The sequence below is a fragment of the Blautia sp. CAG:237 genome (genome assembly GCF_000436615.1).
GTDB classification, from domain to species: Bacteria; Bacillota; Clostridia; order Lachnospirales; family Lachnospiraceae; genus Blautia_A; species Blautia_A intestinihominis.
This window is the reverse complement of record NZ_FR886714.1, coordinates 25,387-44,801: the sequence shown is the minus strand read 5'-3', so window position 1 is coordinate 44,801 and position 19,415 is coordinate 25,387. Positions and strand designations below refer to the sequence as shown.

The following is a 19,415-nucleotide window of genomic DNA, read 5'->3' as shown; positions in this document are numbered from 1 at the left end:
AAAAAGGCAGCCGCTGGCAGGAGACAGCTCTTGTCAACGGCTGTCTTTTTGAGTATAATAAGAAAATTACATTTAATGGAAAGTCTGGCAGGAAAGGGAGGTATTTATGATGAGCGGCAATATAGAAAATGGCAGAGAGTACCTGCTGCATGTAATGGAATGTCTGAAGAAACGTCTTGCCGAGACAGATGCTGCGATCCTTGAGGGTGAGAAAGAGATCGAGGATATGCACGAATATTACTGGGAAAACTATACAGAGATGGATGAGTACGGTTATGAAAACTTTGATAACCAGCAGGCACTTTTTCGTCAGATGAATGCGAATGAAGAACAGTTCCTTCTTCGCAAGAGATTTAAGAAGATGATGGATTCTCCGTTTTTTGGAAGAGTGGATTTTCGGTATGACGGAGATGACGAGCCGGAGCTTTTTTATATAGGGATCGGAAATCTCTCGGAGCGGGCGGGGAGCCTGCCACTGGTGTATGACTGGCGTGCTCCGGTCAGCGGACTTTTTTATGATTACGACAAGGGTTCTGCGTCCTATGAGGCACCTTCCGGTGTTTTTGAAGGCGAGATTACTTCCAAATGGCAGTACAAGATCCGCAATGGAAAAATGATCTACGAGTTTGAGAGCGATGTCAAGATCGATGATGAGATCCTGGGCGCAGAGCTTGGAAGCAAGGGCGAAGTCCAGCTCAAAAACATCGTCCGGACGATCCAGAAAGAGCAGAATACAATTATCCGAAACACAAGTGATAAGATTATGGTAATCCAGGGAGCTGCGGGAAGTGGTAAGACTTCTGTTGCACTTCACAGGATCGCGTATCTTCTGTATCACGACAGAGAAAATCTGAAATCTTCCAATATCCTGGTCCTTTCACCGAATGGTGTGTTTGCAGATTATATCTCGCACATCCTGCCGGAACTGGGAGAGGAAAATATCCGCGAGATGAGTTTTGATCTGTTTGCCTACCGTGAACTTAAGGGGATCGTTTCTGACTGTGAGGACAGGTATGACCAGATCGAGCGTTCTGTCCTTATTCCGGAATCACAGGAACTGTGCAGGGAGAAACAGTCGGCAGGATTTGCAGGTCAGATGGACGCTTACATGCTTGGCCTAGAAGATGAACTGATGAATTTCAAGGACATAGAGTACAAGGGCTGTACGCTTTCCGAGAAGGAGATCATTGATCTGTTTTACTTTAAGTTCCTGGATATTCCGCTTCTTTCCAGAATGGAGGCAGTGGCAGAATATTTCATCGATCAGGTGGAGACACTGAGGGACAGAGACCTCGTAGATGAAGAAAAGGAAGAACTGACGGAGCGTTTTCTGCGTATGTATGAGACGAGAGACTGCTATGTTCTGTACAGTCGTTTTCTTGAAGAGGCAGGCTACGATCCACTGCCGCGTGTTCCGCTGGAGAAGCGTAAGCTGCGTTATGAGGATGTCTATCCGGTCCTTTATCTGAAATATTCTCTTTTCCGCTGCAAAAATCATCATGGCATCAAGCATGTCGTGGTTGATGAGATGCAGGATTATTCCTGGATCCAGTATGTGCTCCTTCGGAAACTTTTCCCGTGCAGGATGACGATCCTCGGAGATAAGGCACAGACGATGGAAGAGCAGCAGCAGGATGTACTGAAATTTTTGCCGAAGATCTTTGGCAGGGATATCCGCAAGATCGTTATGAACAGAAGCTATCGAAACACGATGGAGATCGCAGAGTATGCCAATAAGCTTACCGGAATCCAGGATATGGAACTGTTCGAACGCCACGGCGAGCCGGTTGAGGAGCGGTCTTTTGCGAAGCTTGAGGAAGCTCTGGATCAGGTGATCGTAGACTGGGAAGTAAAGAGAGCAGACTATGAGACAGAAGCGCTGATCTTTTTTACAGAAAGAGAGGCAGAGCATGCGTATCTCTATATAGAAGAGAAATTGAAAAACCTGGACCCGGACGGAGAGCACCAGTTATCGTACATGAACCGTGACAGTCAGAATTTCAAAAAAGGTCTGACAGTGACTACGTTCTATCTTGCAAAAGGTCTGGAGTTTGATCAGGTATTCGGAGTTTTTGCAGCAGATGCAGAGGACGGACTGAGTAAACAGGCAAAATATATTGCAGCGACAAGGGCACTTCATGAGCTGCATATGTATGATTACAAAAAGCTCTGAAACCCGTATATTTTCAGGAAAAAACGCAGATAAAAGATTACAGAAAAGAAGATATCCGACACAGAAAATTCACAATATTTTACAGGATTTTCATAAACCATCAGGGAAAATTCATTGACATGCATGTAATAAAATTGTAAAATATAGCACAAAGGTTTTATTATAAACTATAATCATAACCGATATTAAGGAGGATGTTATGAGAAACAAAAGAATTCTTGCGATTTCAGCAATTGCCATATCAGCATCTGTATTTATGGCTGCCTGCAGTTTCGGCGGCAGTAATCCGGATGAGTCTGTTGCAGTAAGTGTAACACCAACACCGGTGGCAACCGAGACACCGGCTCCGACAGCCACGATCGCTCCGAATGTACAGGCTACTACCTATACATCCGCAGACAAATCCGTAGCGATCAACCTTCCAAACGCAACATGGGCAAACAAGACAGATGAAGCAGATACACTCAGCTTTGAATCTCCTGACGAGGGCAAGATTCTGATCCTTCACGGACAGGGAGCAGACACCATGGCTTCAACCGTGATTCCGAGCACACAGGACATGGCTACCTCTCTTGAGCAGGCAGACGGAGACAAGGTTGACGGAACAGACTTTGAGATCCAGGACTACACTTCTACAGATGTGAATGGCATTGGCGTGTACACCTACACAACCAAGATGCTGAACACAGAGAAGAGCAACGGAAGCTTGTATGTGATCCACAAGGTTATCGCAAACGATTCCGAATACTACAGCATCGAAGCATCTGTTAACAAAGAAGATGTTCTTTCCGCAGTGAAATCATCCGTAGATTCTTTCCAGATCCTTGGTGATTCTTCTCTGAAAGAAGCAGCTCCGAAGCAGGCAGCAGCTTCCACTCCGGCAGCCGACAATGCAAACGCAGCTTCTTCTGATGCAAACGCAAATGCAGCAGACAGCAGCGCAGCAGCAGATACTTCTGCGGCAGGAACAGACAGCAGTGCAGCCACAGATACAACAGGAAGCACAGACAGCAGCAGCGACGGATCCGAAAGCTATGACAGTTCCAGTGATTCCAGCTCTACAACAATTTCCAACTTTGCAGGATTCACAGATGAGCAGCTTTCCAACACAGATGAGACAAGAACCATCTATCGTAATTCTGATGGACATCCGCTTGTGATCACACCGGACGGAAACGGAAGCTGGGTTGACTTTGACGGAAATACCTACAACTTTACCAGCGATGAGGACGCTTACGACGAGAACGGAACAAGCTACTACTGGCATGGTGAGGGAGCAGACGTATATTATATGCCTGTTCAGTAACAACAGAACACGATCTGATTTATCGTCAGCATGAGATAAGAAGGAAAGGCAGGTGAGCGATCATCTGCCTTTTTACTCACAAAATATAAACAGGGGGACGACGATGGGAGCATATGAGAAATTTGCACAGGTGTATGACCTGTTCATGGATAATATTGATTATGAAGAATGGGCGGATTATATCACCGGTCATCTGAGAGAATATGGGATCGAGGATGGCCTGGTACTGGAACTTGGATGTGGAACAGGAACGATGACGGGATTGCTTGCGGACAAGGGTTATGATATGATTGGTGTGGACAATTCCGAGGAGATGCTTGCGGAGGCAATGGAGAAAAGAGTCGAATCCGGACAGGATATCCTGTATCTTCTGCAGGACATGCAGGAGTTTGAACTGTACGGAACGGTGCGGGCCGTTGTAAGTGTCTGCGACAGTCTCAATTATATTACAGACAGGGATGAACTGCGTCATGTTTTTGAACTGGTAAATAATTACCTTGACCCGGAGGGAATCTTCCTGTTTGATATGAATACCGTACATAAGTACAGGGATATCCTTGGGGATACGACGATCGCAGAAAACCGTGATGAGGGAAGTTTCATCTGGGACAACAGCTACGATGAGGAAGAGGGATTGAACTATTATGAACTGGCAGTTTTTCTTCCGAGAGAGGACGGACTGTATGAGAAGGCAGAGGAAGTCCACTGCCAGAAAGCATATCCGAGAGAAGAGATCGAAGAACTGATCCGCGAGGCAGGAATGGAGCTTCTCGCTGTATACGATGCCTACACAGGCAAAGCGGCATCCGAGGAGAGCGAGCGGTTATTCTTCATCGCAAGAGAAAAAGGCAAAGCAAAATAAGAAACGAGGTAAATTCATGAGTGATTATATAGTAAGAGCAATTGCGGCAGACAGCCAGATCCGTGCGTTTGCAGCAGTGACAACAGAGACAGTAGAGACAGCAAGAAAGGATCACAACACCAGCCCGGTTGCAACAGCAGCACTTGGACGTCTTCTGACAGCAGGTTCGATGATGGGCGTGATGATGAAGGGCGATAAGGATATCCTGACACTTCAAGTCAAGGGTGACGGACTGCTTCAGGGAATCACGGTTACAGCAGATTCCAAAGGCCGTGTCAAGGGATATGTCGTTGAACCGGATGTTATCATCCCGGCAAATGCCAAGGGCAAACTGGATGTTGGCGGTGCTGTTGGACACGGTTTCCTTCAGGTCATCAAGGACATGGGACTCAAAGAACCATATGTGGGACAGGTGGCACTTCAGACAGGTGAGATCGCAGAAGACCTGACTTATTATTTCGCAGCAAGTGAACAGGTTCCGTCCGCTGTAGGTCTTGGTGTTCTGATGAACAAGGATAATACCGTGCGTCAGGCAGGTGGATTTATCGTTCAGGTCATGCCGTTTGCAGAGGAAGAAACGATCGCGAAACTGGAAGCAAACGTACAGAAGATCCAGTCGGTGACTACACTTCTGGAGCAGGGACACACTCCTGAGAGTCTTCTGGAGCAGGTACTGGATGGATTTGATATTGAGATCAACGACAGGATCCCGACAGAATTTTACTGTAACTGCAGCAAAGAACGTGTAGAAAAAGCCCTGATCAGCATCGGAAGAAAAGAATTAAATGAGATGATCCAGGAAGGCAAGGAAGTAGAACTGAACTGCCATTTCTGTAACACCAATTATACATTCAGTGTAGAAGAACTCAAAGAAATCCTCAGAAAGTGCAAATAAAGGAGAAGCAGGAATATGAAGGACGGGTTTATCAAAGTAGCGGCAGGAACGCCGAATGTGCAGGTAGCAGACTGTGAATTCAATGCAGCTGAAATTATCAAAATGGTCCGTGAGATGGAAGCAGAGGGAGCCAGAGTCATGGTTTTCCCGGAACTGTGTATCACAGCATACACCTGCGGAGATCTTTTCTGGCAGGAAAATCTTCTGGAGGAAGCCAAAGTACAGCTTATGCGTATTGCAGAAGAGACTGCGGATGTAGATGCGATCATTTTTGTAGGACTTCCACTGGAATACAAGGGCAAACTTTATAATGTGGCAGCCGGACTGAACCATGGTGAGATCCTTGGGTTTGTGCCGAAGACTTATCTGCCGAATTATAATGAATTTTATGAGGCGAGATATTTCACTTCCGGAGAGGATGTAGACGGAACTGTGACGATCAGAAGGTCTGAGTATGGATTACATCATGACGAAGAGATGACGGATGAGGACGTGGAATTTGGACTTGAGGCAGAAGTCGAGGTTCTGGAGGAAGAAGATTCCTTTGAGGAACTGGAAGAGATCGATGAGGAACCGGATTATATTGATGAAGATGAAACAGAAGAGTTTGATGAAGTGGATGTCCCGATCTCCTCAAATATCCTGTTCATCTGTCAGGAAATGCCGAAACTCAAGATCGCGGCTGAGATTTGCGAGGACCTCTGGGTTCCGAATCCTCCGAGCGTAGGACATGCATATCATGGAGCAAACCTGATCGTGAACCTGTCTGCGAGTGATGAAGTTGTAGGCAAGGATTCTTATCGTAAGAGCCTTGTAAGTGCACAGTCAGCAAGACTTCTCTGCGGATATATCTATGCGACAGCAGGAGAGGGAGAATCCACCCAGGATGTTGTCTACGGCGGCCACAATCTGATTGCAGAAAACGGCACGATCCTTGCAGAGAGCAGACGCTTTGTCAATGGCGCACTTTATGCGGATCTGGATATCCACAGACTGGATAATGAGAGAAGAAGGATGACGACCTGCTGCTTTGTACCGGATCTTGCACCGGAAGGACAGGATGTTTTTTATAACGAAGTTTATTTTAATGCAGGCAGAGGAGTAACACCGCTTACCCGCAAATTTGATTCCAGACCATTCGTACCGGGGATCAAAGAAGAGAGAGAACGCCGCTGCGATGAGATTCTGAATATTCAGGCAATGGGACTCAAGAAGCGTCTGGCACATATCCACTGCCAGAATGCAGTGATCGGACTGTCCGGTGGACTGGATTCCACACTGGCACTTCTTGTGACAGTACGTGCATTTGACATGCTTGGAATGCCGAGAGAAAAGATCACAGCCGTAACAATGCCATGCTTTGGAACAACGGACAGAACTTATAACAATGCCTGCCAGTTAAGTGAATGTCTTGGTGCAACCCTCAAGGAAGTCAACATCCGCGAGGCGGTAAATCTCCATTTCCGCGATATCGGACATGATCCGGAAGTACATGATGTCACTTATGAGAATGGTCAGGCACGTGAGCGTACACAGATCCTGATGGATATTGCAAACCAGTCCGGTGGTATTGTTATTGGAACCGGTGACCTTTCGGAACTGGCACTTGGATGGGCAACTTACAATGGCGACCACATGTCCATGTATGCAGTCAATGCATCCGTACCGAAGACGCTTGTCCGTCATCTTGTAAGATATTATGCAGATACCTGTGAGGATGCGAAGCTTTCAGAGATCCTTCTGGATATCTTGGATACACCGGTAAGCCCGGAACTTCTGCCGCCGAAGGATGGCGTGATCTCACAGAAGACAGAAGATCTTGTAGGACCGTATGAGCTTCACGATTTCTTCCTGTATTACATGCTCCGCTGTACCTTCCCGCCGAAAAAGATCTTCCGTCTGGCACAGAATGCATTTGCGGGCGAGTATGATGATGAGACGATCCTGAAATGGCTTAAGACTTTCTACCGGAGATTCTTTATGCAGCAGTTCAAGCGTTCCTGCCTGCCGGATGGACCGAAAGTTGGTAGTGTGGCAGTTTCTCCGAGAGGAGACCTGAGAATGCCGAGTGATGCATGCGCGAAACTCTGGCTGAAGCAGATTGAGGAACTTGAGGCAAGAAATTAAGGTAACTTTTTGAGGTGTGATTTATCACACCTCAATGTGTTTTTGGGGATAACTGTTTTCAGGAAGAAGCTGCTTTCTGGACAGTTTCTTCAATGGCCTGAATAAGCATCTGGGCTGTATATTTCTGGTCGCTGGCGTAATCGAGATTTTCCAGAGACTGTGTAGAATAGATCTGGCTTGCAAGAGAGTCCAGGACCGGCTCTACGAGAGGAAACATAGCGGCAGTGCTCTCGCTTAAGTTTGCCAGATGGATGGAACGGATACTGTCGGCATCGACGGTCACTTCCAGGTCAAAGGAATTATTGTTGAGCTGGACAGACGTGCGGTAAATGCCGGGGGTATATCTGGAATCGGTCTTTGGAGCGGTATTCTGTGCTTTTCCGGGACCGAACATAAAAAAGACCAGTACACCCAGGATCACAAGGAGAAGAAGGAAAATACAGGTGTAGATCACCTCTTTCATATGTAGAACGATGATTTTTGTTTTGGAGCTCATAGTCTGCGCCTCCTGATTCGCGGTTACGGTTCCCCGGTATACTTTCCTTATATCCTATTAGGCTCTGTCCTGATTTATGTCAGAAATATCCCGCGAGGTGCTATTCAGAAAAAATGTTGAAAGGGGTAAGATATGTCCCTGCAGTTTATTATAGGAAATTCCGGTGCAGGCAAATCCGGCACCGCATATGAAAATATTATCCGGGAAGCGTCAGCAAATCCCGACAGACTTTATTATGTGATCGTCCCGGAGCAGTTTACGATGCAGACACAGAAAACTCTGGTGGAAATGCATCCGGATGGGGGAATCCTCAATATTGATATCTTAAGTTTTGAGCGTCTTGCGTACCGCGTTTTTGAGGAAGTTGGCGGTGATACGAGACGGATCATGGAAGAAACAGGCAAAAACATGGTGCTCCAGAAACTGGTACAGATGAACCAGAAGGATCTGGTCTATCTCAGAAATCAGATGAAGAAACCAGGCTATCTGGATGAGGTGAAGTCTCTTATTTCGGAGTTCATGCAGTACGAGATCAAAGAAGAGGAACTGGATGAGATGATCCGTGAGAGCGAGGATAAGACGCTTCTCCAGATGAAACTCCAGGATGTGAAAGTTCTGTATCAGGCGTTCCGCGAGTATCTTTCCGGACATTTTATGACAGCGGAGGAAGTTCTTGAGGTTCTGGCAAAAGAGATCCAGTTTTCTGAGAAACTTAAGGGAAGTGTCCTTCTTCTGGATGGATACACAGGATTTACACCGGTACAGCTTGAAGTCCTGCGGGAACTTCTGGCTGTCTGTGAGAGAGTTTCCGTGACGGTGACGATGGATGTCAGAGAACAGTTTCTTGCGATGGGAAAACCGCACGAGCTTTTTTATATGAGCCATAAGATGATCCGCTCTCTTGCGGAACTTACGAAGAATATCGAAGAGCCTGTCTGGGTCGCGCCGGGCAGAAAGTCCCGGTTTGCGGATGCCCCGGCACTGGATTTTCTGGAACAGCATCTGTTCCGTTACCACAGGGCTGTCTATGAGCGGGAGCAGCAGGAGATACAGATCTTTTCGGCGAGAGATCCGGAGAAAGAAATGGAGGAAACTGCCCGACGGATCCTGCGGCTGGTCAGAGAAAAGGATCATCGTTACGGACAGATTGCGGTCATCACAGGAAATCTTGAGGAATATGGAAGCGTAGCCGCACAGGTTTTTGAAGATGCCGGGATTCCATATTTTATTGATGAAAAACATTCGATCCTTATGAATCCGTTTGTGGAATATCTCCGTGCGGCACTTGAGATGGTCGTTCAGGGATTCAGTTATGAGAGTGTATTCCGTTATCTCCGCTGTGGGATGTCTGATATCTCCAGAAGTGAAGCGGATAAACTGGAAAATTATGTGATCGCGCTTGGAATCAGAGGGATCCGCAGATGGAGAGAGAAATGGGTCCGCATCTACAGAGGTATGGATCCGGACCAGATCCAGGAGATCAACGAGATCCGGGAGCGTTTTGTCGGAGAGACAGGAATCCTGGCAGATGGCTTTTCCGGAAAAAAGAAAACAGTGGAAGAATACTGTCGTTATCTGTATGAATTTATTGTACAGAGCCAGATCCAGCAGAAACTGAAAGTTCAGGAGCTCTATTTCCATGAGATCGGAAACAAGGCAATGGAAAAGGAATACGTGCAGATCTTTGGTATCATGATGGAACTTCTGGATAAGATGGCAGAGATCCTTGGGGACGAGGTGGTTTCGCCGGAGGAGTTTCAGCAGATCCTGGAAACGGGAATGACACAGGCGAAAGTTGCGCTGATCCCGCCGAGTATGGATCAGGTGCTGATCGGTGATATGGAGCGTACCAGGCTCAAAGACGTGTGTGCACTGTTTTTTGTCGGCGTAAATGAGGGAAATATCCCAAAGAACACGCAGTCCGGCGGGATCCTGACAGAGATGGACAGGGCTTTCTTTAAGGATCAGGGAATGGAACTTGCCCCGGGTCCCAAAGAACTGATGAACATGCAGAGGTTTTATCTTTACCTGAATCTGACCAAGCCGAAGGAACTCTTAAGCCTTTCCTACAGTCAGTCAAATGGAAGGGGAGAGGCATGCAGCCCTGCGTTCCTGATCCATACGATCAAAAGGCTGTTTCCGAAACTCAAAGAAACACGTGCAGATCAGCCGGAGAGCCAGATGGAACTTCTGGAGACACCGGGAACTTCCCTGGAATATCTGCTTGAGGGGCTTTCAGAGGAAAATACAGATGAGCTGGATCCTGTTTTTGAGGAACTGTACAGCTGGTATCTGAGAAGTCCAAAGTACAGGGAACTGGCAGAAAAACTGACCGATGCCGCATTTTTACGAAAGCCGGAGGACAAGGTCAGCGCGAGTGTTGCGAAAGCTTTGTACGGAGAAGTGTCTCCGCATGGAGCAACAAGACTGGAACGTTTTTCTGCGTGTGCGTTTGCACATTTCCTGAAATATGGTCTGGCTGTGACAGAGCGTGTGGAATATGAATTCAAGGCGATGGATATGGGAAATGTCATCCATCAGGCATTGGAAAATTTTGCTGTCGAACTGAGAAGGAAGAGACTGGACTGGAGTGACCTGGACGACAAAGTCCGTGATGAGATCGCAGACGAATGCCTGGACAAGGTGGCGGCAGATTATGGAAACACGATTCTTAAGAGCAGTGCCAGAAATCATTACATGGTAGAGCGTACAAGAAGAATCCTTAGAAGAACAGTCTGGGCTTTGCAGGAACAGCTTAAGAATGGCGAGTTCCATCCGGAGGGATTTGAAGTTTCCATTGGCGGCGGCAGGATCGACCGTTTGGACGTCCTCAAAGAAGACAACAAAGTTTACGTCAAGATCATTGATTATAAGACGGGCAATACTTCTTTTGACCTGGTGAGTATCTATCACGGGCTTCAGCTGCAGCTTGTCGTTTATATGGATGCGGCGGTGCAGGCAGAGCAGCGGAAATATCCGGACTGTGAAGTAGAACCGGCGGGGATTTTTTATTACAATGTCAAGGATCCGATGATCCAGAAAACGCTTCAGGAGGATCTGGATGAACTTGATCCTGAGATCATGAAGAAACTCAAGATGAACGGGCTGGTATCTTCTGACCCGGAGGTGATCCAGAAACTGGACGTTTCGTATGCATCCCTTCCGCTGGCATACACGTCAAAGGGGGCGCTGCGCAAAGGCTCGTCTGTCGCAAGCCCGGAGCGGTTCCGTCTTCTGAATGACTATGTAAAGAAAAAGATCACTGAAGTGCAGGATGCGATCCTCACAGGAAAAGCAGATGCTTCCCCGTATGAGATGGGGAACAAAAATGCCTGCACGTACTGTGCATATCAGGGAAGCTGCGGCTTTGACCGCAAGATCCCGGGATATGAATTCCGGAGACTGAAACAGTTTGCCGATGAAGAAGTCTGGAAGAATTTTGAACAGGAGGCAGAGTGATATGGGAATGAAATGGACCGAAGAACAGAGCAAAGTCATCACCCTGCGGGACCGCAATATTCTGGTCAGTGCAGCAGCGGGTTCCGGTAAGACAGCCGTGCTGGTTCAGAGGATCCTGAGTAAGATCATGGACCCCGACAGACCGGTGGATATTGACCGGCTTCTGATCATGACGTTTACCAGGGCAGCAGCGGGCGAGATGAAGGAGCGAATCTCCAATGCGATCGATCAGGCACTGTACGAAAACCCGGATAATGAACATCTCCAGAGACAGGCAGCACTGATCCATAACGCACAGATCACAACGATCGATGGTTTCTGTTCTTATATCATCCGGAACTATTTTCACATGGTGGAACTTGATCCGGGATATCGAACAGCGGAGGAGGGTGAGCTGAAACTTCTGCAGGAAGATGTCATGAAAGACCTTCTCGAAGAAGCATACGAAAAGGCTGATCCGAAGTTTCTGAGTCTGGTAGAATGTTATGCATCGGGGAAATCCGATGATGAGATCCGTGATATGGTATACAAACTCTACCAGGCGGCAATGAGCCATCCGTACCCGGAAGAATGGCTGGAAGAATGCATGGAAGTCTACCGCGTGCAGACGATCGAAGAACTCCGTGAAACAAGCTGGATACAGCTCCTCTGGGAAACGCTGGATGAAAAACTGGATCAGGCAGAGGCACTGACAGAGAGTGCAAGAAAAATCTGCAATGAGCCGGACGGCCCTTGTTTTTATGACGAAGCACTTGTTGATGACCTGAATTTCTGGCGGGAAGTACGTCGATGCAGGGAAACCAAAGATTATGATAAGGTTGCAGATATCCTGTCCGGACATACATTCGCGAAACTTTCTGCCAAAAGGGACAGTTCCATAGACCCTGTCAAAAAAGAGCAGGCAAAAGAACTTCGCGATGAGGAAAAAGAAATCTGCAAAGATCTTTCGACGAAGTTTTTTAATCAGAAAGAGGAAATCCTTCTGGAGCTGATCGCCTGCGCACGCGAACCATTGGAAGGTCTGGTGGAACTGACATTGCAGTTTAAGGAGGCTTTTTCCAGCAAGAAGAGAGAAAAGAATCTTCTGGATTTTACGGATATGGAACATTTTGCCCTGAGGATCCTTGTGGAGAAAGTGGATGGAGAACTGATCCCGACACAGGCGGCGAGAGAATTGTCCGAGAAGTATGAAGAAGTCATGGTGGACGAATATCAGGACAGTAACTTTGTGCAGGAACTTATCACAACGATGGTGTCCGGATGGGTGGAGAAGCGCAAAAATATCTTTATGGTAGGAGATGTCAAGCAGAGCATCTATCGCTTCCGCCTTGCGAGGCCGGAGCTTTTTATGGAAAAATACCACAGCTATTCTCTGGAAGACAGCGAGGAGCAGAGGATCGACTTGCACAAAAACTTCCGAAGCCGGGCAGAGGTACTTACCTCGGTGAATTATATTTTCCGCCAGATCATGGGTGAGGATCTGGGAGGGATCACTTACGATGATGACAATGCACTGTATCCGGGAGCATCTTTCCCGGAGGGAGCAGACCCGGAATTCACCCGGACAGAGGTCCTTATCGTAGAAAAAGACGGCGAGGAACTGGAAGACGAACAGGGACAGAAGAATGCACAGGAGCTGGAAGCACTGGCGATCGCACAGCGAATCCAGAAGATGGTCGGAAACGACAGGATCCTGGACAAAGAAACGGGAGAATACCGCGAGATCGGATATGGCGATATCGTGATCCTTCTGCGAAGTGCGACGGGATGGTCAGAGACGTTCAGCCAGGTTTTGAGCTCCAGAGGGATCCCTGTCTATTCGGCATCCAGAACGGGATATTTTTCCGCGCAGGAAGTGGTGACGCTTCTGAATTATCTGCGAGTCTGCGACAATCCGCTTCAGGATATCCCGCTGACAGGTGTTCTGCATTCCCCGATCGTCGGATGTGATGCACAGGAGCTTGCAATGATTCGAAGTGAATGTCCGGAAGGGATGATCTACGACAGCATCTGCGCTTATGCGGATAAAAATGAGGGAAGCCAGGAAGAAGAGGAAGAGAAGATCAGGCTCAGAAAAAAACTCCGCACTTTTCTGGAACAGCTTCACATGATCCGGGATATGGCGACGTATACACCGATCCATGAGCTTATCATGTACATCCTCAAAGAGACAGGTTACGGCACTTATGCGAAAGCGATCCCGGGCGGTGCACAGAGAGGCGCAAACCTCCATATGCTGGTCGAAAAAGCGATGGATTATGAGAAGACAAGTTACCGTGGACTGTTTAACTTTATCCGCTATATTGAGAAACTTCAGAAATACGAGGTGGATTTCGGCGAGGTCAATCTGGCAGATGCGGGAAGTGGCGCGGTGCAGATCATGACGATCCACAAAAGCAAGGGACTGGAATTTCCGGTCGTGTTTGCAGCAGGAATGGGCAAGCAGTTCAATTTTCAGGACATCAATGCCAGGTTCCTGATCCATCCGGAACTTGGTTTCGGCGTGGATGCGATCTTCCCGGAAAGACGACTGATCGTATCGGCAATGCAGAAACAGATCATCCGAAGGGCACTGAAACGAGAAAGTCTTGGAGAGGAACTTCGAGTTTTGTACGTTGCGCTGACAAGAGCGAAGGAAAAACTCATCATCACAGGCTCTATGGGGAATATAGAAGCAGCTCTGCGTTCTGTGTCCCGTTATATGGACAGTGAAGAGACCTTACTTCCACTGGGCGTGCGCTCTGAGGCAAAAAGTTACTGGTCCTATATCCTTCCGGCACTGGTGCGCCATCCGGCTGTGAAAGAACTTCTGGCAGAGTACGGTATCTTTGGAAAACAAGCGAAGATCTGTGAGAAAGAAAATGCAGATTTTCTGATCCACAGGGTAACGCTTGGGGAACTGGTGCAGGGTGAGATCCTGGGACAGACGGATGCACAGATGAGAGAAGCATTTTTCAGAGAATGGGACAGCCAGAGAGTATATGACGAAACGATCCGTCAGACGCTGGAGGCGAAGTTTGGCTTTGCGTATCCGTATGCATATCTTGAAGAGCTTCCGGTCAAGGTTGGCGTTTCGGAACTTAAGAAACGCAAGTATGCAGATGAAGAGGAGATAGAATCTGCACTTTATCCGGAACCGGAGATCGAGGAGATCGTCCCGGCGTTTATTTCCGGTGAGAAAGAAGTAACGCGAGGGGCTGCGCGGGGAACCGCTTACCATTGTGTGATGGAATGCCTTGATTATACGCAGGTAAAAACCTACCAGGAGATAGACAGACAGATACAGACACTTGTCGAAAACCACAAGATGTCGCCGGAAGAAGGCGAAAGTATCCGAAGAAAGGATATTCTGGCTTTTTCAGGTTCAGAGCTGGGAATGCGGATGCAAAGGGCGGCACTGGACAAGAAACTTCACCGCGAGCAGCCATTTGTCATGAAAGTGGATATGAAAAATCTGGATGATTCCTGGAACGGAGATGAGACGGTTCTTGTACAGGGAATCATTGATGCGTATTTTATAGAAGGAGAAGAGATCGTTCTGGTGGATTACAAGACAGACAGGATCGGTCAGGGAGAAGAATCGAAACTGATCGAACGCTACCGAACACAGCTTGAAGATTATGCACTGGCACTGGAACGGATGCTTCATAAGAAAGTAAAGCAGAAATATATTTATTCATTTGCCCTGCAGAAAGCAATAGAAATATAAGGTTACTATTCACAGGGTAGTATCCCGCGAGGTGTTTTGCCATGAATATGGCAAAATCCCGAGACATACAGGGCAAAATCCCATCACCGAAGGTGATTTGGAATGGAGTTTGACCAAGTTACTGTGAACGGAGTGAACAGTAACAATATAAGAGACAACAGAAAAATATCCCGTGGGAAGGAGAGTATCAGACTCTCCATCCTGCGGGATATTTGTTTTTGAGTGTCGCACCGACCAGCTTGCCGAATCCGATGGGATAGCCGTCCGCGCAGAGAAGATGCCAGCCTTTGGTGTGAGCTGCCTCTTCTGGTTCGATATTCAGTGTTTCGCCCTTGAGATAGCGGGTCAGGCGCTCGTCCGATACCGGAAGGGAGATGACTGCCTCGGCGTCATCCTTATGCAGAGCCAGTGCAAAAGGTTCTGACGGCTCGAAACGGTTTTTCTTGAGGTTGCCCAGATAAAGGCCGTTTCGAAGGAAGGTCAGTCCGCGGAAATCTCCGGTGAGTGGCGGGAGATAGTAGACTTTGTCTTTGCGTGTCTCCACGCGGTTCCAGTCGAATGGTTTTCCGCCGAGGGTTTTAAGCCCGATCTCCGCAAGAAAAAGCTCCAGCCATTTGCGTGTGTCGGCGTTCGATTTTGCAGAGGACATGGTACCGATCAGATCCGTTCTGCCCTCTTTGCGGAATAATGCCATGAAATGTCCCTCGCCCTGCATGGTGTGCGGGAAGAGATGGACACAGCGCGTAAGGCGCGGATCACCGTTGCCCCATTCCGGAACGCCCGGCGTGAATCCTTCATAAGAAGGAAGTTCGATCAGTTCCATATCCGGCCGGTTTTCAAGAAGCCAGGAAACAACGCCCTCATCCTCATCCGGCGCAAAGGTACAGGTAGAATAAAGCAGCTGTCCGCCCGGACGGAGCATATCGGCTGCCTGAAGGATCAGTTCTCGCTGGATCGCGGCAAGTTCCTGTGATTTCTCAGGAGTCCAGTCTCTGGCAAGTGCTTCTTCCTTACGGAACATTCCTTCGCCGGAACATGGTGCATCCAGAAGGATCTTGTGGAAAAATTCCGGGAAGCGGTCTCTGAGACGTGCCGGAGTCTCATTGGCAACAAATGCATTCGTGAAGCCAAAAAGCTCCACGTTTCGAAGAAGGGCACGGGTACGGGAAGCACTGATGTCATTTGCGACCAGCAGTCCCTCTCCGTTCAGGCGCGCCCCCAGTTCTGTCGTTTTGCCACCCGGTGCAGCACAGAGGTCCAGTACATTCTCGCCGGGAGTGACAGGGAGGCAGGAAGCGGGTGTCATTGCGCTTGGCTCCTGGAGATAATAGAGCCCCGCCTGATAAAACGGGCAGTAGGAAGGACGGACATCTTCCGGATAAAAATAACCGTTCGGGATCCACGGGATCGGTGTCACCGGGAACGGAACAAGTTTTTCAAATTCTTCGCAGCTGATCTTGGCGGTGTTGACACGAAGCCCGTAAGTTCTGGGTACTTCGTAGCTTTTTATAAAAGAATCATATTCTTCTCCGAGCATTTCTTTCATGCGGGCGAGAAAGGCCGGATGAAGAAGTTCTGTGATATTCTGTTCTGACATGAAGTTCTCCTGTTCTGTGTAAGTTATAAAACATAGTTTATTGTGAAAGTTGTTACTGTTCACAGGTAGTATCCCGCGAGGCGTTTTGCCATGAATAATGGCAAAATCCCGAGACATACGGGGCAAAATCCCATCACCGTAGGTGATTTGGAATGGATTTTGACCGAGTTGCTGTGAACGGAGTGAACAGCAACTAAAAGTATAAATCAGGCATGGAAAATAGAAAATACTATTGACAAAACTATATTATATGATATATAGTATTACTAACAAAATAATATTATACAAAATAATAATATTATAGAATATATGAACAGGAAGTGAGAGCATGGTATTTAATACAGGTGCAGCGCTCCTGGATGCGATCGTGCTGGCGGTAGTTTCCAAGGAAGAGGAGGGAACCTACGGTTACAAGATCACCCAGGATGTGCGGAGTGTGCTGGAGGTATCTGAGTCCACGCTGTATCCGGTCCTTCGGAGATTACAGAAGGATGAATGCCTGGAGACCTATGACATGGCATATGCAGGCAGGAACCGCAGATACTACAAGATCACAGAGAAAGGAATGGCACAGCTTAATCTTTACAGAGTTGAATGGAAGAACTATTCAACCAAGATTTCGAAACTGTTTGAGGGAGGCATAGAGTTATGAACAGAGCGCAGTTTATGGAACAACTGGAGAAGCTGCTTTCTGACATCTCTGAGGAGGAAAGGCAGGAGGCTCTTGATTATTACGAGAGTTACTTCGACGACGCCGGAGAGGATCAGGAGGCAAATGTGATCAGGGAGCTTGGAAGTCCGGGCAAGGTAGCTGCTATCATCAAGGCAGACCTCAGGGAAAGCTCACAGAATTACGGGGAATACACGGAGAATGGCTTTCAGGATGACCGTGTAAAGGAGGATATGCAGATGCCGGAGCAGAGAGGCAGCCGTGCGGAGCGTGGATACCACGCAGAGCGTAAGGGCAGTAATGCAGGAGTGATCCTGGTATTGATCCTGCTGGTATTTATCTCACCGCTGATCAAGGGTGCAGTCGGAGGAGTCCTCGGATTTATCGTTGCACTGGCACTTCTTCCGTTTCTGATCGTATTTGGGATCGGGGCAGCGGTCGTAGGGCTTTTTGCAGCAGGGATCGCAGTCATTGGAGCAGGGATCGGGGCATGCTTTTCCGCCAGCATCGGATTTGGAATCCTTGGGATCGGGGTCGGACTTCTGATCCTTGCACTTGCACTGGTCGGACTTGTATTTCTGGTCTGGGCAGCAACGAAAGTACTTCCGGCGATCCTGCGGAAATTTATAGATTTCTGCAGCCGGCTTGTAAACAGAGGAAGTAAGAAGAAGGAGGCGGGATTATGAGAAAATTTTCTAAACGGATTCTTAAACTTGCATTAGTCCTTGCTGTTGTCGGACTGGGACTCAGCATAGGAGGCGTTGCCATGGGAGCAACGATCACAGGCATCAATCTTACGAAATATGGACTGAATGGAAATATCAGGAAAATTGCGAATTCTGCCTTACAGGAGAGCCATGATTCCTGGGACGAAGACTGGGATGAGATCACACAGCTTAAGCCGGTCATGACAGAGGATGACAAAGAAATCTTTGAGATTGATCCGGTATCGGATCTGGATTTTTCCCTGAGTGGAGATGCACTTAAGCTTCAGAACTGTGACGGAGACAAGATCCGCGTAGAAGTGTCCGGTTCGAAGAAAGACAAAGTAAGGATCGGTACAGATGATGACAGCCTGGTCATCGAGTCACTTGGCAGGACACAGGAACGTGAGATCACTGTGAGTTATCCGAAGGACCTGAGGTTTAAGGACACTTCCATAGAGGTTGCAGCAGGTACTGTTACGATGTGTGATGATTTCAGAACAGATGACCTGGATGTGTCTGTAGGAGCAGGCGAGTTTACAAATACAGGGAAGATCAGCGTAGCTAACGATATCTCGGTTGAAGTCGGCACCGGAAATGTAGAAATATCAGAACTGGATATACACGATCTGGAAGTTGACTGCGGTATCGGAAATGTTGACCTTGACATTCTTGGCAAAGAAGCCGACTATAATTATGAGATTTCCTGTGCGGCAGGAAATGTGGACATCGGTGACAGTTCGTACAGCGGCATCGGCCACGACAAAAATATCACGAATCCAAATGCCAAAGGAGATATGGAATTGAACTGCGGCGTTGGTAATATTACAGTTAGTTTTAGTAAATAAATTTTTTTGAGAAAGAAGGCAGATTTTATGAATAACAAACGACTTTACAAATCTTCCGCAAATTATATGCTGTGCGGTGTATGCGGAGGCATCGCTGAATATTTTGACATTGATCCGACACTGGTGCGTCTTGCATGGGTCATCCTCACCTGCTTCGGCGGCGCGGGAATCTGGGCGTACATCATTGCAGCCATCGTTATTCCGAAAGGCTGATCCTGAGTGAATAAATTTTCTTCAAACTGTCCATACTCCAAAAGAAAAGCAACAAAGGAGTGAAAGGACATGAACAAGGAGAAAGAAGTGGAGGCATATCTGCGGGGCGAACTTCCCGAAGAAGAAAAGATCAAGTATGAGATCGCAGAAGAAATGGGAATTCTTGACAAGGTCCTCGAGAGCGGCTGGAAAAGCCTCTCGGCCAAAGAAACCGGAAGGATCGGAGGCCTGATGACCGGCCGCAGGAAAGAAAAGGATTCCACACTTTAGAAAAATTTCACAAAAGGCATTGTCTGGAAGCTGTTCCGGGCAGTGCTTTTTTGTGTTATACTTAAGGGTAACTACAACGGTATAAC

At 47.7% G+C, this 19,415-nt stretch carries 14 protein-coding genes; 12 read left to right on the top strand and 2 right to left on the bottom strand.

Annotated elements, in window-relative coordinates:
• The first annotated feature begins 109 nt into the window (after positions 1–109).
• The 5 genes from QZL69_RS05250 to QZL69_RS05230 all read left to right on the top strand — a co-directional run bounded on the left by QZL69_RS05250 (position 110) and on the right by QZL69_RS05230 (position 7,363).
• Complete coding sequence (locus QZL69_RS05250) at positions 110–2,173, top strand: HelD family protein (RefSeq protein ID WP_442852504.1); 2,064 nt, start codon at positions 110–112, stop codon at positions 2,171–2,173.
• 199 nt (positions 2,174–2,372) lie between these two features.
• Complete coding sequence (locus tag QZL69_RS05245) at positions 2,373–3,479, top strand: hypothetical protein (protein ID WP_022214177.1); 1,107 nt, start codon at positions 2,373–2,375, stop codon at positions 3,477–3,479.
• 103 nt (positions 3,480–3,582) lie between these two features.
• Complete coding sequence (locus tag QZL69_RS05240) at positions 3,583–4,341, top strand: class I SAM-dependent DNA methyltransferase (protein WP_022214176.1); 759 nt, start codon at positions 3,583–3,585, stop codon at positions 4,339–4,341.
• A 16-nt stretch (positions 4,342–4,357) separates the two neighbouring features.
• Positions 4,358–5,236, top strand: coding sequence for an Hsp33 family molecular chaperone HslO (gene hslO, locus QZL69_RS05235; RefSeq protein ID WP_022214175.1), 879 nt, complete (start codon positions 4,358–4,360; stop codon positions 5,234–5,236).
• 15 nt (positions 5,237–5,251) lie between these two features.
• Entirely contained in the window at positions 5,252–7,363 is a 2,112-nt protein-coding gene (locus tag QZL69_RS05230; RefSeq protein WP_022214174.1) for an NAD(+) synthase, read from the top strand.
• Positions 7,364–7,421: 58 nt separating this feature from the next.
• Here QZL69_RS05230 and QZL69_RS05225 read toward each other — a convergent pair whose 3' ends face one another.
• Positions 7,422–7,859, bottom strand: a complete 438-nt coding sequence (locus QZL69_RS05225) for a hypothetical protein (RefSeq protein WP_022214173.1) — start codon at positions 7,857–7,859, stop codon at positions 7,422–7,424.
• Between the two features lie 132 nt (positions 7,860–7,991).
• Here QZL69_RS05225 and addB point away from each other — a divergent pair, with 132 nt between their 5' ends.
• The gene (gene addB, locus QZL69_RS05220) at positions 7,992–11,318 is read left to right on the top strand and encodes a helicase-exonuclease AddAB subunit AddB (protein WP_022214172.1); all 3,327 of its coding nucleotides are present in this window, start codon (positions 7,992–7,994) and stop codon (positions 11,316–11,318) included.
• Between the two features lies 1 nt (position 11,319).
• Entirely contained in the window at positions 11,320–15,027 is a 3,708-nt protein-coding gene (addA, locus tag QZL69_RS05215) for a helicase-exonuclease AddAB subunit AddA (protein ID WP_022214171.1), read from the top strand.
• Positions 15,028–15,214: 187 nt separating this feature from the next.
• Here the strand turns inward: addA and QZL69_RS05210 are convergent, their stop codons facing one another.
• Positions 15,215–16,624, bottom strand: a complete 1,410-nt coding sequence (locus QZL69_RS05210) for an RsmF rRNA methyltransferase first C-terminal domain-containing protein (RefSeq protein WP_022214170.1) — start codon at positions 16,622–16,624, stop codon at positions 15,215–15,217.
• 328 nt (positions 16,625–16,952) lie between these two features.
• On the opposite strand from QZL69_RS05210, the gene QZL69_RS05205 reads away from it, so the two are divergent.
• The 5 genes from QZL69_RS05205 (at position 16,953) to QZL69_RS05185 (ending at position 19,329) form a co-directional block, all read left to right on the top strand.
• On the top strand, positions 16,953–17,276 hold the full coding sequence (locus QZL69_RS05205; RefSeq protein WP_022214169.1) for a PadR family transcriptional regulator: 324 nt from the start codon (positions 16,953–16,955) through the stop codon (positions 17,274–17,276).
• Positions 17,273–17,980 carry a DUF1700 domain-containing protein gene (locus QZL69_RS05200; protein ID WP_022214168.1) on the top strand — a complete coding sequence of 236 codons (708 nt, stop codon included), beginning with the start codon at positions 17,273–17,275 and terminating at the stop codon, positions 17,978–17,980. The genes QZL69_RS05205 and QZL69_RS05200 overlap by 4 nt, the downstream gene beginning before the upstream one ends.
• The gene (locus QZL69_RS05195; RefSeq protein ID WP_022214167.1) at positions 17,977–18,846 is read left to right on the top strand and encodes a DUF4097 family beta strand repeat-containing protein; all 870 of its coding nucleotides are present in this window, start codon (positions 17,977–17,979) and stop codon (positions 18,844–18,846) included. The genes QZL69_RS05200 and QZL69_RS05195 overlap by 4 nt, the downstream gene beginning before the upstream one ends.
• A 27-nt stretch (positions 18,847–18,873) precedes the next feature.
• Positions 18,874–19,059 carry a PspC domain-containing protein gene (locus QZL69_RS05190; protein ID WP_022214166.1) on the top strand — a complete coding sequence of 62 codons (186 nt, stop codon included), beginning with the start codon at positions 18,874–18,876 and terminating at the stop codon, positions 19,057–19,059.
• 69 nt (positions 19,060–19,128) lie between these two features.
• Positions 19,129–19,329, top strand: coding sequence for a small, acid-soluble spore protein, alpha/beta type (locus tag QZL69_RS05185; RefSeq protein ID WP_022214165.1), 201 nt, complete (start codon positions 19,129–19,131; stop codon positions 19,327–19,329).
• The last annotated feature ends 86 nt before the right edge of the window (positions 19,330–19,415 follow it).